This window comes from uncultured Oscillibacter sp. (assembly GCF_900544955.1).
Taxonomy (GTDB): Bacteria; Bacillota; Clostridia; order Oscillospirales; family Oscillospiraceae; genus Oscillibacter.
Map to the genome: position 1 here is coordinate 1 of NZ_UQXD01000052.1, position 15,257 is coordinate 15,257.

At 64.9% G+C, this 15,257-nt stretch carries 17 protein-coding genes and 2 tRNA genes; 10 read left to right on the plus strand and 9 right to left on the minus strand.

Going from position 1 to position 15,257, the window contains the following annotated elements:
- Positions 1-394 precede the first annotated feature (394 nt).
- Positions 395-479 (minus strand) — tRNA-Tyr (locus tag QZS21_RS10390).
- 10 nt (positions 480-489) lie between these two features.
- Positions 490-565, minus strand: a tRNA-Thr gene (locus QZS21_RS10395).
- A 90-nt stretch (positions 566-655) separates the two neighbouring features.
- On the opposite strand from QZS21_RS10395, the gene QZS21_RS10400 reads away from it, so the two are divergent.
- The 5 genes from QZS21_RS10400 to QZS21_RS10420 all read left to right on the plus strand — a co-directional run bounded on the left by QZS21_RS10400 (position 656) and on the right by QZS21_RS10420 (position 3,016).
- Entirely contained in the window at positions 656-856 is a 201-nt protein-coding gene (locus QZS21_RS10400; RefSeq protein ID WP_295583095.1) for a hypothetical protein, read from the plus strand.
- Entirely contained in the window at positions 843-1,055 is a 213-nt protein-coding gene (locus QZS21_RS10405; RefSeq protein ID WP_295583098.1) for a hypothetical protein, read from the plus strand. The genes QZS21_RS10400 and QZS21_RS10405 overlap by 14 nt, the downstream gene beginning before the upstream one ends.
- A 1-nt stretch (position 1,056) precedes the next feature.
- The gene (locus QZS21_RS10410; RefSeq protein ID WP_295583099.1) at positions 1,057-1,353 is read left to right on the plus strand and encodes a sigma-70 family RNA polymerase sigma factor; all 297 of its coding nucleotides are present in this window, start codon (positions 1,057-1,059) and stop codon (positions 1,351-1,353) included.
- Between the two features lie 102 nt (positions 1,354-1,455).
- Positions 1,456-2,340, plus strand: coding sequence for a YitT family protein (locus QZS21_RS10415; RefSeq protein ID WP_295583102.1), 885 nt, complete (start codon positions 1,456-1,458; stop codon positions 2,338-2,340).
- A gap of 16 nt (positions 2,341-2,356) precedes the next feature.
- A complete protein-coding gene (locus QZS21_RS10420; RefSeq protein ID WP_295583104.1) occupies positions 2,357-3,016 on the plus strand; it encodes an aspartate/glutamate racemase family protein in 660 nt (219 codons plus the stop codon).
- Positions 3,017-3,150: 134 nt separating this feature from the next.
- On the opposite strand, the gene QZS21_RS10425 is transcribed toward QZS21_RS10420, so the two are convergent.
- The gene (locus tag QZS21_RS10425; protein ID WP_295583106.1) at positions 3,151-3,615 is read right to left on the minus strand and encodes a VOC family protein; all 465 of its coding nucleotides are present in this window, start codon (positions 3,613-3,615) and stop codon (positions 3,151-3,153) included.
- Between the two features lie 190 nt (positions 3,616-3,805).
- On the opposite strand from QZS21_RS10425, the gene QZS21_RS10430 reads away from it, so the two are divergent.
- Positions 3,806-4,168 carry a DUF4180 domain-containing protein gene (locus QZS21_RS10430; protein WP_295583108.1) on the plus strand — a complete coding sequence of 121 codons (363 nt, stop codon included), beginning with the start codon at positions 3,806-3,808 and terminating at the stop codon, positions 4,166-4,168.
- Positions 4,169-4,268: 100 nt separating this feature from the next.
- Here the strand turns inward: QZS21_RS10430 and QZS21_RS10435 are convergent, their stop codons facing one another.
- From QZS21_RS10435 to QZS21_RS10445, 3 genes are all read right to left on the minus strand, one after another.
- Entirely contained in the window at positions 4,269-5,063 is a 795-nt protein-coding gene (locus tag QZS21_RS10435) for an ABC transporter ATP-binding protein (protein WP_295583110.1), read from the minus strand.
- Positions 5,056-6,033 (minus strand): ABC transporter permease, encoded by a 978-nt coding sequence (locus QZS21_RS10440; RefSeq protein ID WP_295583112.1) that lies wholly within the window; start codon positions 6,031-6,033, stop codon positions 5,056-5,058. The genes QZS21_RS10435 and QZS21_RS10440 overlap by 8 nt, the downstream gene beginning before the upstream one ends.
- 114 nt (positions 6,034-6,147) lie before the next feature.
- Positions 6,148-7,152, minus strand: coding sequence for an ABC transporter substrate-binding protein (locus QZS21_RS10445; RefSeq protein WP_295583114.1), 1,005 nt, complete (start codon positions 7,150-7,152; stop codon positions 6,148-6,150).
- 530 nt (positions 7,153-7,682) lie between these two features.
- On the opposite strand from QZS21_RS10445, the gene QZS21_RS10450 reads away from it, so the two are divergent.
- The 3 genes from QZS21_RS10450 (at position 7,683) to QZS21_RS10460 (ending at position 12,302) form a co-directional block, all read left to right on the plus strand.
- Entirely contained in the window at positions 7,683-9,290 is a 1,608-nt protein-coding gene (locus tag QZS21_RS10450) for a CTP synthase (protein WP_295583117.1), read from the plus strand.
- 189 nt (positions 9,291-9,479) lie between these two features.
- Positions 9,480-10,553 (plus strand): Xaa-Pro peptidase family protein, encoded by a 1,074-nt coding sequence (locus QZS21_RS10455; protein ID WP_295583119.1) that lies wholly within the window; start codon positions 9,480-9,482, stop codon positions 10,551-10,553.
- 135 nt (positions 10,554-10,688) lie between these two features.
- On the plus strand, positions 10,689-12,302 hold the full coding sequence (locus QZS21_RS10460) for a putative manganese-dependent inorganic diphosphatase (protein ID WP_295583121.1): 1,614 nt from the start codon (positions 10,689-10,691) through the stop codon (positions 12,300-12,302).
- 142 nt (positions 12,303-12,444) lie between these two features.
- Here the strand turns inward: QZS21_RS10460 and QZS21_RS10465 are convergent, their stop codons facing one another.
- From QZS21_RS10465 to QZS21_RS10475, 3 genes are read right to left on the minus strand one after another with little or no spacing between them, the layout of a single operon-like run.
- Positions 12,445-13,056: an ABC-2 transporter permease gene (locus QZS21_RS10465; protein ID WP_295583123.1), complete on the minus strand. Its 612-nt coding sequence runs from the start codon at positions 13,054-13,056 to the stop codon at positions 12,445-12,447.
- The gene (locus QZS21_RS10470) at positions 13,053-13,907 is read right to left on the minus strand and encodes an ABC transporter ATP-binding protein (protein ID WP_295583125.1); all 855 of its coding nucleotides are present in this window, start codon (positions 13,905-13,907) and stop codon (positions 13,053-13,055) included. The genes QZS21_RS10465 and QZS21_RS10470 overlap by 4 nt, the downstream gene beginning before the upstream one ends.
- Positions 13,904-14,284: a GntR family transcriptional regulator gene (locus QZS21_RS10475; RefSeq protein WP_295583127.1), complete on the minus strand. Its 381-nt coding sequence runs from the start codon at positions 14,282-14,284 to the stop codon at positions 13,904-13,906. The genes QZS21_RS10470 and QZS21_RS10475 overlap by 4 nt, the downstream gene beginning before the upstream one ends.
- Before the next feature lie 141 nt (positions 14,285-14,425).
- On the opposite strand from QZS21_RS10475, the gene QZS21_RS10480 reads away from it, so the two are divergent.
- Positions 14,426-15,257: hypothetical protein (locus QZS21_RS10480; RefSeq protein WP_295583129.1), on the plus strand; the 832-nt coding region annotated here is incomplete at its 3' end.

Genomic DNA, 15,257 nt, shown 5'->3' on the forward strand with positions numbered 1-15,257 from the left:
CGGGGTATACGGAGGCCGTCCCGCCCACGGAGGCGGAGCGGGCGGTGGAATGGATCACCGCCCAGGGCATCCTGCGGGGGAACGTGGACGGCGATCGGATGTTGGACGAGCCCCTGACCCGGCGGCAGTTCGCCGTAATGCTGTACCGCTTTGCAAAGCCGGACGGCCGGGCGTGAGGGCGAGTGAGGGAGCGGAAACAACTGACGACAAACCGGACGATATTTCGTGGAAATTGGACGGCGTTTTTCGACAGTTCCTACATGAAAACGCCGAACTTGTATATCTATAGAAAATCGTCGAAATGACGAAAAAATCCCACCAAATAAATGGTGAGAATCGCGCTGTCCCTAGAGCCCCATGGCATAAAAAAAGACGCTTGCATGTGCAAGCGTCTTGGTGGGGGAAGGTGGATTCGAACCACCGAAGCCGAAGGCAACAGATTTACAGTCTGCCCCATTTGACCGCTCTGGAATTCCCCCATATTCGATTTGGAGCTGGTGGACGGATTCGAACCCCCGACCTGCTGATTACAAATCAGCTGCTCTACCAGCTGAGCTACACCAGCAGTTCCAACAGCAGGATTTATATTACCAGATGCCTGCGGATTTGTCAACAGGATTTTTCGTTTTTTTCGCTTTGAGAAGGAGGGACCCGTTTGCGCAACATCCACGGCCGCCCGGGGCGGCCATCCGTCCTGCGCTGCACCCTGTGCGGCGGGGAGATCACCAGGGGCGAGGTGTACTGGGCCTGCAACGGCAGCCGCGTCTGCGGCGATTGCTTTGCGGACTTCGCCCGGCAGGAGCTGCGCTCCTGCCAGGAGACCCGGGGAGAGGAGAGAAGCCATGACCTTATTTGAGCTATCGTTTACTTATGAGGAGGGGGCCGCCGCCATCCGGGGGCGCATCCGGGAGCTGCGGCGGCTGGAGCTGGACCAGGAGGACCCGGCGGCGGCCCGGGCCCTCCGCCGCCGCATCGACGAACTGCTGCCCCTGTGGCGGGACATGCGGGAGATGGCCCGGCGCACCGCCCACTACTATGACGGGGGGAGGCGCTGAGATGGGGAGACTGGATTTCGACGCCCGCAGCAGTGAGTGGATTGGGGATTTGACCGTCTGGCTGCGGGACAACGCCAGCGACAACTCGGAGCTGCTGACCCGCCTGCGCCAGAATCTCCGCCGGGCCCGCCGGGAGGAGCTGACGCCCCGGCAGCAGCAGGTGCTGAGCCTGTACTACGACAAGGGCATGACCATGCCCCAGATCGCAGGGGCGCTGGGGGTGAACTGCTCCACGGTGTCCCGCACCATCCGGCGGGCGAAACAGCGGCTGTACCGCTGTCTGCGCTATTGTCTGTGAGCGCCGTATTTTCCTCTTGTGGTTTTTGGGGAAAGCCCGTATAATTGAGCGGAGAAGGGCATCCTAAGGCCGTAAGAGCGTTTTGCTCGGAAAGGGCGTCTCATGCTGTACAATACCTTCCACAACCGCTGGCTCCGGATGGTGGCCGCCGTGGCGGGCGAGCTGATTGCCGCCTCCGCGCTGAATCTGTTCATCGTGCCCCTGGGGCTGTATACCGGCGGCACCATGGGCGTGTGCCAGCTGCTGCGCACCCTGCTGCAGACCTATGCGGGCATCAACTTCGGGGCCTACGACGTGGCCGGCATTCTGTATTTTTTGGCGAACATCCCCATTTTGCTCTACGCCTATAAGGCCCTGGGCAAGGGCCTGGTGGCAAAGACCCTGATCTGCACCGTGGCCTACTCCCTCTTTTACAGCATCATCCCCATTCCCAGCGCCCCCATCATCGACGACTATTTGACGGCCTGCCTCCTGGGCGGCATTCTCACCGGTGTGGGCAGTGGCATCGTGCTCACCTGCGGGTGCAGCAGCGGCGGGCTGGACATCATCGGCCTGTGCCTGAGCAAGCGGGGCAGCAACTTCACCGTGGGCCGGTTCTCCCTGACCTTCAACGTGTTTTTGTACACCGCCTGCCTGATCCTCTTCAGCCCGGAGGTGGCCATCTACTCCGTCATCTACAACTTCTTTACCTCCATGGTGCTGGACCGGATGCACCAGCAGAACGTCAGCGTCCAGGCCCTGATTTTCACCCGGGAGGACGAGGGCATCCTCAGCCACTTCATCATCGACAAATTGGGGCGCAGCGTCACCTATTGGACGGGCACCGGCGCCTATACCGGCGAGAACGTCCATGTGCTGTGCGTGTGCCTGTCCAAATATGAGATCGAGGAGCTGCTCCACGCCGTCCACTCCATCGACCCCCACGCCTTTGTGACGGTGCAGGAGGGGACCCGAATCTTCGGCAACTTCCCCAAGAGACTGGATTGAGGGAGGGCGGAAGCGGATGAAGGAACCGATTGCGGTGTTGGCCGGCACGCCGGTGGACGCCCGGATGGGCGTGGAGTGCCTGGCGGCGGCGGGTCTAGGGGGACTGGCCTTCCCCCTGGCGGAGGACCCCCGGCGGCAGACGGCCTTTCAGATCTCCTCCCCGGCGGAGAAGACCGCCGCCGTCCGGGCGGTGCTGGACGCCGCCATGACTCTGGGCTGCCGCCGGGTGTTTGTGTACTGCAACTCCCTGTCCGGCGCGGTGGCGTTTCCGCCGCTGGCGGAGGAGACGGGGCTGCACATCGTGACGCCGCTGGACGTGTACCGGCTGCTGGCCCCCCGATACCGCCGCCTGGGGGTCATCGCCGCCAACGCCCAGGGCCTGGCGGGCATCGAGCGGACGCTGCTGGCCGCCAACCCCGCCCTGGACCTGCTGGGGAGCGGGCTTTTGCCGGTGGTGCTGTCCATCGAGGCGGGAGAGGCGCCGGAGGCGCTGGTGGAGCGGCACCGCCTGGCGGAGCTGGCGGCGTGGTTCCGGGACTGCGGCATGGAGGCCCTGGTCCTGGGCTGCACCCATTTCCCCTACTTCAAGGCCGCCCTGGCGGCCCGGACGGACCTGCCCCTCCTGGACCCGGCGGAGGAGATGATCCGCCTGCTGACGGCGGGGACACGGACATAATGCAGCAAGCGGCCGCCAAAAGGCGGCCGCTTGCTTTTGCGGCGGGCCATTCCTCCCGGGCCTTCAGCAGCTCCCGGGCCGCCGCTTTTGCGGGGCGGCGCCGGGGAATGGCGGGGCCGGTCTATAGGGAGCCGTCAGCCGCGCAGAAGCGTCTCCAGGTCCGGGACGGACACATCCATCCGCTTCGACGTCTCCTCCAGGGACATGCCGGTGTCCAGAAAGCGCCGGATCACTGTCTTCATGTTTTCGCCGACCTCGATGATGTGGCCGTCCGGGTCGTAAAAGCGGACGGAGCGCTGGCCCCATCCCGCCTCCTTCACGCCGTCCCCCAGGTAGGCGATGTCGCCGCGCTGGGCCAACTTGGAGAGAAAGCCGTCAAAGTCGTCCTCTTCAAAGTACAGCTCCATGTTGTGGGAGTATCTGCCCACCTGCTCCTTGGGTACGCCGATCAGCCAGTCGAACTCCTGCTGCAAAGACAGGGCGCCGAAGGAGACGTTGATGCCGTAGTCCTGGAAGACCTCCAGGCCAAAGAGCTCCTGATAGAATGCCTGGGAGCGGTGGATGTCGCTCACGGCAATGCATACGCCTTCATAGTTCATGTGCGGTCTCCCGTCCTTTCGTTTCGGCGGCCGCCGCCTGCTGCGGTGGGCCTGGTGCCGTTTCTGCCATCCTATCATACGGGCGCCCTGCCCGCAAGGCCCGCCGGTTGACAGCGGGGGCCCGGGGTGCTATGATACTGGCTTATCAGAAACCGGTTCTGAGAATTTCAGGGAAAGGAGGCGAACCGGTATGCAGATCGAACCGTTGAACTGCGGCGGCACGGTGCTTGCGGTGGTGTCCGGCGGGGAGAACACCCTGGTGGACACGCAGTCCGTCCTGGATATGGTGATGACCGTCCGGCAGGAGACCCATGCGGATCGGATCGTCCTGGAAAAAACCCTGTTTTGCCAGGAGTTTTTCATCCTCAGCACGGGGCTTGCGGGGGAAATTCTCCAGAAGCTGACCAATTACCATATGAAGGCGGCCATCTATGGGGACTATTCCGGCTACACCAGCAAGCCCCTGCGGGATTTCATCCGCGAGTCCAACCGCGGCAGGGATTTCTTCTTCGTATCCACGAAGGAGGAGGCCATCCAAAGACTGTCCGCCTGAGGCGGAGGATCTGCGGGCGGAGGCATCCCCGGGCGGGAAGCTCCCGCCCGCTTCCATCGAAAAAAGGAACCGCCCCGGGTCTTCCGGGGCGGCGCTTTTTTTAAGAGAGCAGCAGCTTGTCGTCCGCTTCGTCGCTGCCGCTGACCTTGCTGAACAGCTCCAGCAGCTGGGGCACCGTCAGCTTTTTCTTCTCCTCGCCGGACACATCGATAACGACGCGGCCGTTGTACATCATGATGAGCCGGTTGCCGTGGGCGATGGCGTCCTTCATGTTGTGGGTGACCATCATGGTGGTGAGGTGATTCTCCGCCACAATGCGGTCGGACAGCTCCAGCACCTTGGCGGCGGTCTTGGGGTCCAGGGCGGCGGTGTGCTCGTCCAGCAGCAGCAGCTTGGGCTTTTTCAGCGAGGCCATCAGCAGCGTCAGCGCCTGGCGCTGGCCGCCGGAGAGCAGCCCCACCTTGCTGGTGAGCCGGTCCTCCAGCCCCAGGTCCAGCTTGCGCAGCATCTCCTGGTACTGCTCCTTCTCCGCCTTGGTGATGCCCCAGCGCAGCCCCCGGGTCTGGCCCCGGCGGGAGGCCAGCGCCAGATTCTCCACGATCTGCATGGAGGGGGCGGTGCCCATCATGGGGTCCTGGAACACCCGGCCGATGAACTGGGCCCGCTTGAACTCCGGCAGGTGGGTCACGTCGGTGCCGCCGATGGAGATGGTGCCGCCGTCCACGGTCCACACCCCCGCCACGGCGTTGAGCATGGTGGACTTTCCGGCGCCGTTGCCGCCGATGACGGTGCAGAAGTCGCCGTCGTGCAGCGTCAGGCTCACGCCCCGCAGGGCCTGCTTTTCATTGACGGTGCCGGCGTTGAAGGTCTTCCAGATTTCTTTGATCTCAAGCATTGCGGTCCCCTCCGATCTTGACGTCCGCCCCGGCGGCGCTGGGCTTCACCTTCACCCGCACGTACTTGCCCTTCCAGTAGGGGATGGCCAGGAACAGGCCCACCACGGTGGCGGAGAGCAGCTTCAGATAGTTGGAGTTCAGGCCCATGGCCAGCACGGCCTGGATGACGATGTAGTACAAAATGGCGCCGATGGACACCGCCAGCAGGCTCAGGGCGAAGTTCCGGAAAATCCGGCTGAAAATCACCTCGCCGATGATGACGGCGGCCAGGCCGATGACAATGGCGCCCCGGCCCATGTTGATATCGGCGTAGCTCTGGTACTGGGCCAGCAGGGCGCCGGACAGGGCCACCAGGCCGTTGGAGAGCATCAGCCCCAGGACCTTGGTGAAGTCGGTGTTGATGCCCTGGGCCCGGGCCATGTTGGCGTTGGAGCCGGTGGCCCGCAGAGAGCAGCCCAGCTCCGTGCCGAAGAACCAGTACAGCACCAGGATGATGACGGCGGTGAACAGCCCCACCACAAAGATGGGATGCTGCCAGAAGGGCCGGTCCCCCTTGGCCACGTCCTGCACGAACCGCAGCGACACCAGGAGGCTGTCCAGGGACTCCTTGCTGGTGACGTTGATGGAGACGTTGGCCTTCATGCTCATGATGGCCAGGTTCACGGACCACAGTCCCAACTGGGTCAGAATGCCCGCCAGAATGGCGGGGATGCCGCAGAAGGTGTGGAGCAGCCCCGTGACCAGCCCCGTCAGCATTCCGGCGCAGAGGGCCGCCAGCAGCGCCAGCCAGAGGTTGACACCGCCGGAGAACAGCACCACAAAGGTGGCGCCGCCGGTGCAGAAGGAGCCGTCCACCGTCAGATCGGCGATGTCCAGCAGCTTATAGGTGATGTACACCCCGATGGCCATGATGCCCCAGACCAGCCCCTGGGAGATGGCGCCGGGAAGCGCGTTGATGAAATCCAGCATAGTTGCAGTTTCCCCCTCAAAAAGGTTATAGACTTCAATAGTATAACAAAGGGCGGCGGAAAAGGAAAGCCCTTTTCCGCCGCTTTTCTCGCTTTTTTCAGGAAATCCGGAGCGTCAGCCGATGGCCTCGTAGCCCTCCGGCGGGGTGATGCCCAGGTCCGCGCAGATGTCCGCGTTGTACTTCTTGACGAAGTTGGGGGCGTACTCGATGGGCATGTCGGCCACGTCCGCCTCGCCGGTGAGGATCTTGGCGGCCATCTCGCCGGTGGCCATGCCCAGATCGTAGTAGCTGATGGACAGGGTGGCCACGCCGCAGCCCTTGGCAATGCCCTCCTCGCCGCAGAACACGGGGATGCCGGCGGGACGGCAGATGTTGTCCACCACGCCGGTGTTGGAGGCGGCGGTGTTGTCGGTGGGGATATAGAGGATCTCGTTGTTGCTGACGGCGGTCTGGGTCACGGAGGCGATGTCGTTGGAGTCAGAGAAGGGATACTGGGTGCAGGTGTAGCCCAGGGCCTCCAGCTCCGCCTGCACGGTGTCCACCTGATACTGGCTGTTGGCCTCGGCGGAGCAGTACAGCAGGCCCACGGTCTTGGCGTCGGGGAACCACTCCTTAATCATGGCGGCCTGCTGGTCCAGGGGGGCCAGGTCGGAGGTGCCGGAGACGTTGGTGCCCACGGTGCCGGTGAAGTCCTTGATGCCCAGGGCCACGCCGTACTCCGTGACGGAGGTGCCCAGGATGGGGATGTCGGCGGTGGCGGCCACGGCGGCCTGGAGGGCGGCGGTGGCGTTGGACATAATCAGGTCCACGCCGGAGGAGACGAAGCCGTTGGCGATGGTGGCGCAGGTGGCGGGATCGCCGGCGGCGTTCTGCAAGTCAAAGGTCACGGCGTCGCCCAGCTTGGCCTTCAGGGCGTCCTGGAAGCCCTGGGTGGCGGCGTCCAGCGCGTCGTGGGTGACCAGCTGGCAGATGCCAACGGTGTAGGTCTTGGCGGGGGAACCGGCGCCGTCGCCGGGATCCGTGGGGGCGTCGGCGGGGGTCTCCGTCTTGGCGCCGCAGGCGGCCAGGCTCAGGGCCATGGTGGCCGCCAGAAGGGATGCAAGCAGCTTCTTTTTCATCTTCACGATCTCCTTATGCTTCATTTTGCGGGAACTGCCGTCCAAACCGGGGCGGCGCCTCTTCATCTCCCCAACGGCCCGCGGCGCGGGCCGCTGCGTGGGAACGGCGGCAAACGGGCCGCCGTCCGCCGGAGGAATGTTTCTGCTTTTTCACCATACAGCTTTAAAGGAATAAAGTCAATGGTTATTTTTCACAAAAACAGCTCCGCAGGCGGGGCGGAGTCTACAAAGCCCCGGAAGCGGCGGCTGCGGAAAGAGGGCGTTGACAAGGCGGTGCGGCGGTGCTATATTGGGAACGTATTTTTGGAAGCGCTTTGGCGGCGGTTGGCGGCGGGGTGCCGCACCAGCGACAATCGAACAGACCGGCGACACCGCGGATCGCAGCTGAACGTCCCGAAAGCGTGGGGACTTTTGGCCGCAAAATGGTCCGGCGGTGTCCTTTTTATTTTGCAAAATCCGCCAGTTTGTCCCCGCCATGCGTACAAATCCGATTTCCCGTCCAAACTGCTGATAAAGGTAAGGTGAGAAGCATGTCAACCAAATTTGTATTTGTGACCGGCGGCGTGGTGTCCGGCCTGGGGAAGGGCATCTGCGCGGCGTCTTTGGGGCGGCTGCTGAAGCAGCGGGGCGTCCGGGTGCGAAACCAGAAGTTCGACCCCTATATCAACGTGGACCCCGGCACCATGAGCCCCTACCAGCACGGGGAGGTCTTCGTCACCGACGACGGCGCCGAGACGGACCTGGACCTGGGTCACTACGAGCGGTTTGTGGACGAGGACCTCAGCGGCAACAGCTCCATCTCCTCCGGGAAGATCTACTGGTCCGTGCTGAACCGGGAGCGCCGGGGGGACTATCTGGGGGCCACCGTCCAGATCATCCCCCACATCACCGATGAGATCAAGGACCGGATCTACGCCATGGCGGGGGAGGACGTGGATGTGGTCATCACGGAGATCGGCGGCACCGTGGGCGACATCGAGTCCCAGCCCTTTCTGGAGGCCATCCGCCAGGTGGGGGCGGAGCGGCCCCGGGGCGACGTGGTGTTCCTCCATGTGCCCCTGGTGGTCCAGATCCCCGGCTCCGGGGAGCTGAAGAGCAAGCCCACCCAGCACTCCGTGAAGGAGCTGCTCTCCCTGGGTATCCAGCCGGACGTGCTGGTGTGCCGCTGCGACGCCCCCATCACCGACGAGGTCCGCCGGAAGATCGCCCTGTTCTGCAACGTGGAGCCGGACTGCGTGATTCCAAACACCACGGCGCAGACGCTGTACGAGGTCCCCCTGCTGATGGCGGCGGAGGGGCTGGACGAGGTGGTGTGCCGGAAGCTGGGTCTCATCACCCACCAGCCGGACCTGCGGGAGTGGAGCGCCATGGTCCGGCGGGAGAAGAGCGCCCGGCGGCGGGTGTGCATCGCCCTGGTGGGCAAGTACACCCAGCTCCACGACGCCTATCTCTCCGTGGTGGAGGCGCTGCACCACGCCGGCACTGCCAACGGCGCGGTGGTGGACATCCGGTGGGTGGACTCCGAGAATCTGACGGCGGAGAGCGCCGCGGAGGTGCTGGGTGGCTGTGCCGGCGTCCTGGTGCCCGGCGGCTTCGGCGGCCGGGGCATCGAGGGGATGCTCTGCGCCGTCCGCTACGCGAGGGAAAACCGCGTGCCCTACTTCGGCATCTGCCTGGGGATGCAGATGGCGGTGATCGAGTTTGCCCGGAACGTCCTGGGCCACGGCGACGCCAACTCCTCCGAATTCTCCGAGACCACGCTCCACCCGGTCATCGACCTGATGCCGGACCAGGTGGACGTGACGGACAAGGGCGGCACCATGCGCCTGGGCCGGTATCCCTGCGTGCTGGCGGAGGGCACCCGCAGCCACGCGCTGTACGGCGCGGCGGAGATTTCCGAGCGCCACCGCCACCGCTATGAGTTCAGCAACGCCTTCCGGGCGGAGATGGAGGACGGGGGCCTGGTGCTGGCGGGGCTGTCCCCCGACGGCCGCCTGGTGGAGATCGTGGAGCTGCCGGACCACCCCTGGTTCGTGGGCGCCCAGTTCCACCCGGAGTTCAAGAGCCGCCCCGACCGGCCCCACCCGCTGTTCTACGGATTTGTGCGGGCCGCCCTGGAGAAGCAGGCGGAGGGATGAGGCCCGGCGGCGGGGGCTCCCGGCCCCCGCGGGGCGACCGTCCCAACCGGCCCAACCCGCTGTCCTGCGGGTTTGTGCGGGCCACTTTGAAGAGGCAGACGGAAAAATAAGGCGGCCCGGCGAAGCCGCCCGCCGCAGAATCGTTTGGAAAGGGCCGCCCGGCGGCCTGCGGGGAGAAAGGATGCGAGTATGAATCATTTTGAGGCCATTGCCGCCCGGCTGGAGAGCCGGGACCTGGACGCCATGCTGCTCACCGGGGAGGCGAATCGGTTTTACGCCTCCGGCTTTCACTCCTCCGGCACCGACGGCGCGGCCCTGGTGACCCGGAAGGGCGCCTACTATTTCACCGACGCCCGCTACACGGAGGCCGCCGGGCGGTGCGTCCAGGGGGCGGAGCTGCGGGAGGTGGGCCACGGAAAGGGCTACGCCGCCCTGGTGGAGGAGGTGGCGGCGGAGCAGGGACTCCGGCGCGTGGGGTTTGAGGACGCCTACATGACCGTCCAGGACTACGAGCGCTACCGCAAGGCGTTGTCCTGCGAGCTGGTGCCCGCCACGGAGCTGCTGTGGCAGCTGCGGACGGTGAAGGACGGGGCGGAGCTGGAGACCATGGTGGCCGCCCAGCGGATTGCGGAGCGGGCGCTGGCGGAGATTCTGGAGGAAATCCGCCCCGGCGTCACGGAGAAGGAGATCGCCGCCCGGCTCCAGTATCTGATGCTGCACCACGGCGCGGAGGACATGTCCTTCGACCCCATCGTGGTCTCCGGCCCCAACGGAAGCCTGCCCCACGGCGTCCCCTCGGAGCGGGAAATCCGCCAGGGGGAGTTCGTCACCATGGACTTCGGCTGCGTCTATCACGGGTACTGCTCCGACATGACCCGTACCGTGGCGGTGGGCTATGCCACGGCGGAGATGCGCCGGGTGTACGACACAGTGCTCTCCGCCCAACTGGCGGGGATTGCCGCCGCCCGGGCCGGGGCTTCCGGCAAGGCGGTGGACGGCGCCGCCCGGGCCGTCATCGACGCCGCCGGATACGGGGCGTTTTTCGGCCACAGCTTCGGCCACGGCGTGGGGGTGGAGATTCACGAGGCCCCCAACGCCTCCCCCATGAACGAGACGCCCCTGCCCGCCGGGGCCGTGATCTCCGCAGAGCCGGGCATCTATCTGCCGGGGAAGCTGGGGGTCCGCATCGAGGATGTGCTTTTGCTGACGGAGGAGGGCTGCCGGAATCTGACGGAGGCCCCCAAGGCGCTTTTGATCCTGTAAAAAGAAAAATTTTCCTGGAAGGGGTGTGGAGGCAATCGTTTCCGCGCCCTTTTTTTCAGGCGGGAGCCGTTGACAAAGCGGCGGCGGGGCAGCATAATCAGACTATCTAAAGATTCCAAAGGAGAAACGAGCAGAATGGATACCGTCTATATCACCGGACACCGCAACCCTGACACAGACTCCATCGTATCCTCCATGGCCTACGCCGCCCTGAAAAACGCCATCGGCGGCCGGCAGTACAAGGCCGCCCGGCTGGGCCAGGTCAGCGACGAGACCCAGGCCGTGCTGGACCGCTTCGGGTTTGAGCCGCCCCGCCTCATCAGCGACGTGCGCACCCAGGTGAAGGACCTGGACTACGACACGCCGCCCACCCTCTCTGCCACCGCCACCATCAGCCGGGGCTGGCAGGTGATGCAGGCGGACAAGATCTCCGCCATCCCCGTGGCCAATGAGGACGGCACGCTGTACGGTATGCTCTCCGCCGGGGACGTGGCCAACTACGACATGACCTCCGTCCGGGACCCCCAGGTGCAGAACATCCCTGTGTACAACATGCTCTCCGTGCTGGAGGGGCAGATTCTCAACGAGGGCAGCGAGATGTGGGAGGAGGTCTCCGGCGCGGTGACCATCGCCCTCCCCGCGGGGCGGGAGAACCTGCTCTTCTCCGACCGGGACACCATCGTGGTCTGCGGCGACCAGCCGGACATGATCCGCCGGGCGCTGGAGCTGCAGGTGAACTGCGTGCTGGTGTGCCAGGCGGAGGTGAGCCAGGACCTGATCGAAGGCGCCGGCAAGACCTGCGTCATCGCCACGCCCTACGACCCCTACCGGGCGGTGCGGCTCATCCACCACGCCCAGCCCATCAGCAGCATCTGCAAGGCCCGGGACATGGTCTGCTTCCACCTGGACGACTATATCGACGACGTGCAGAACACCGTTTTGGAGAGCCGCTTCCGCTCCTATCCCATTCTGGATGAAAACGAGCGGGTGGTGGGCACGCTGTCCCGATTCCACCTGCTGCGCCCCCGGCGCAAGCGGGTGATCCTCATGGACCACAACGAGCGGGCCCAGTCCGTGAACGGGCTGGAGCAGGCGGAGATTCTGGAGATTGTGGACCACCACCGCCTGGCGGACATCGAGACCAAGAACCCCATCTACGTGCGCAACGAGCCCGTGGGCAGCACCACCACCATCGTGGGGGGCATGTACCAGGAGAAGGGGCTGATGCCCACCGCCAAAATGGCGGGCATCATGGCCTCCGCCATCGTGTCCGACACGGTGATGTTCAAGTCCCCCACCTGCACCCAGCGGGACATCGACATGGCCAACCGGATGGCCCGCATCGCCAACGTCTCTCTGGAGGACCTGGGCAGGGCCATCTTCTCCGCCACCAGCGGGGAGGACAAGACGGTGGAGGCCATGCTCCGCACGGATTACAAGGAGTTCCACATTGCCGGCCACGATCTGGCGGTGAGCCAGATCACCTGCATGGACTCCGAGCGGCTGCTGGGCCGGAAGGAGGAGTTCCTGGAGCGGATGCGCGCCATCCGCAAGGAGCGGCACTTCAACACCGTGGTGCTGATGATCACCGACGTGCTGCTGGAGGGCACCCAGCTGCTGTTCGTGGGGGACGAGGAGACCATCCGCCAGGCCTTCAACATCAAGACCGCGGAGAACTGCGCCTTCCTGCCCAAGATCATGTCCCGGAAGAAGCAGGTCATCCCCATGCTCTCCGCCCTGTGGGGCTGAGCGGCGCAAACCGACAACACACAAGCCGGGACCGATATCGGTCCCGGCTTGTGTTCGTTTACCGCAGCAGCGCCTGGCCCAGCAGCTCCAGCAGCGCCGCCAGGTCCTCGGCCGACAGGTCCGGCCCCTTCTCCGCCATGGCTCACCGGTCTTTCCGCTGATACAGCCGGAGGGACAGGGGGACGGAGATCAGCGTGAGCACCGCTGCCGCCAGGGGCAGCGCGGTCATCAGCGGCCCGCCGAAGGAAAAGCCCGGTGTCTTGGCCATGGAGGACGCCACGCTGGACAGGGCGCCGGCGGCGCCGCAGACCAGGAAGATGATGACGAACATGGCCATCCGCCCCCGCTCCACGCCAAAGCGGAACATCAGCGGCAGCGTCACCGCCAGGACGGCCGCGGCGCCCCACACCGCCAAAAGCAGCATGGCGGGGGAGAAGAAGTAGTCCGTCAGCACCAGGGACAGTCCCCACTGAATCATAACGGACAGCAGCGCCGCCGCCGCAATGCACAGCCAGCCAAGCAGGTACTTGCTCAGTACGATGTCCCGGCCGGAGTAGGGCAGCATGGCCGCCAGCTGATCCCAGTGGCTCCGCTCGTCGTAGGCCATGGCGGTGTAGGGCAGCATGGCGGCGTAGACGACGGCGAAGACGTTGTTGAAACTGCTGGGGATGGCGGAGAGAATCAGGACGATGAGCAGAAAAATCCGCATCTGCTTCCACAGCACGTAGACGTCCTTCAAAACCAGGGCTTTCATGCTTCCTTCGCTCCTTTCACGGTGAAGAGGATGATGTCCTCCACGGTGGGCTTTTCCAGGGCCAGGGTGTCTGGTACGGCGTCCCGCCGCACCAGAATCCGGACGCCGCCCATGCCGCCGGTCTCCCGGCCTACCACCGCCTCCTCCCGGAGGCTCTCCGCCTGGGCGACGGTGCCCACGAAGATGCCGTAGGTCTCCAGCAGCCGGTCCTTCTCGTCGCAAAACAGCAGCCGCCCCTGGTGGAGGAAGGCGATGTAGTCGCACAGCTTCTCCAAATCCGAGAGGATGTGGGAGGAGATGAGAATGGAGTGGTCCTCCTCCCGGGTGAACTCGTTGAAGATGTCCAGCACCTCGTCCCGCACGATGGGGTCCAGCCCGGCGGTGGCCTCGTCCAGCACCAGCAGCCGGGGCTGGTGGCTCAGGGCCACGGCGATGGCCAGCTTCATCTTCATGCCCCGGGAGAAGTCCTTGAAGGCCTTGCCCCGGGGGAGGGCGAAGCGGTCCAGGTAGCCCTCGTACCGGCCCTGGTCCCAGCGGCGGTAGGTCTCCGCCATGATTTTGCCCACCTGGGCAGCGTTGAGGGTCTCGGGGAAGTAGGCCTCGTCCAGCACCACCCCCACGTCCTCCTTGACGGCGTTGAAGTCCGGGGAGGCGGTGTCCACTCCCAGCACCGCGGCGGTGCCGCTGTCCGGCCGCAGGGCGTTCATCAGCAGGCGGATGGTGGTGGACTTTCCCGCGCCGTTCTCGCCCACCAGGCCGCAGATGGTGCCCGCGGGCACCTCCAGGCACAGGTCCCGGATGGCGAAGGCACCGAAGGATTTGTTGATATGGCTCAGTTCAATGGCGTTCATCGGGTTTCCTCCTCTAGCAGGATGCGCAGCATGTCGTATAGTTCCTCTTGGGTGAGGCCGCAGCTTGCGGCCAGCTCCGCGGCGGCGGAGAGGTGTTCCTCCAGCTCCCGCAGCCGCTGCTCCCGGATCAGCTCCAGATTTTTCTCCGCCACAAAGCAGCCCTTTCCCGCCACGGTGTAGAGAAAGCCCTGGGCCTCCAGCTCGTCGTAGGCCCGCTTGGTGGTGATGACGGAGATTTTCAGGTCCTTGGCCAAAATCCGGATGGAGGGCAGCGCCTCTCCCGGACGCAGGACGCCGGCGATGATCTGGGCCTTGATCTGGGAGGCGATCTGGTCGTAGATGGGCTGGCTGGTGGTGTTTCGGATGATGAGTTCCATGGAAGTGCCTCCGTTCGTACTGTACATGTACAGTATATACAGTATGCACGGAATGTCAAGGGGTTTTTGAAAATTTTGTTTTGTAGGCATTGCACCTATGAAATCCTCAGAGAATATGATATACTTTCTCTTCATTGGAGCATGAAAAAGGGAACGGAGGCAGAGGGGTTGGAGACCGTCAGCGGCGTCAACAACTGGAAACTGGTGGTCCGCCGGGAGGCGGAGGGGGTGGCCATTTTGCGGGCGGTGACCTGCGATGCCTCGGCGGCCCTGCCGGACAGCCTCTTCGGCCTGCCGGTGACGGCCCTGGGGGACCACGCCCTGGCCCCCGGCGCCGGGACGGCGGAGGGGGAGGCGGTGGAGCTCATCTGCGGCCCGCCGGACGGCGGCGCGGCATGGGACAACCGGGGACTGCTGGAGCTGGCGCTGCCCAGGTTCCTCCGCCGGGTGGGGGATTACGCCCTGCTGAACTGCGGTGGCCTCCACACCCTGCGCCTCCACGACGGCATCCGCTTTTGGAGCGGCGGCGCCCTGATGAACTGCCGCTCCCTGCACCGCTTCCACCTCACCCGGACTGGAGCGGAGCAGGGGGAGTCCCTGGCCTATTTCAACGACGAGCTGAGCCGGGAGCTGGACGTGATGGTGGTGGACACGGCGGGGCGCACCGCCCGGCTGCTGTTCCCGGAGTTTGTGGAGGCCTACGAGGAGAACTGCCCCGCCCACCACTTCGACTATAACATCTACGGCGCCGGCTACCCCTACCACCACTGCTTCCGCCAGAAGCGGCTGGACCTGAAGACCTACGACGGGCTGTGGCGGACCTTCCTGGGAATGGAACATGACGAGGAGACGGCGCTGCGTCTGGCGTGGTACCGGTTGCGGTACCCGGTGGAGCTGACGGAGAAGGCGGCGGCTGGGTACCTGGGGTATCTGAAGAGCCGGGCGGAGGCGGCGGTGGCGTGGCTGGTAGGGG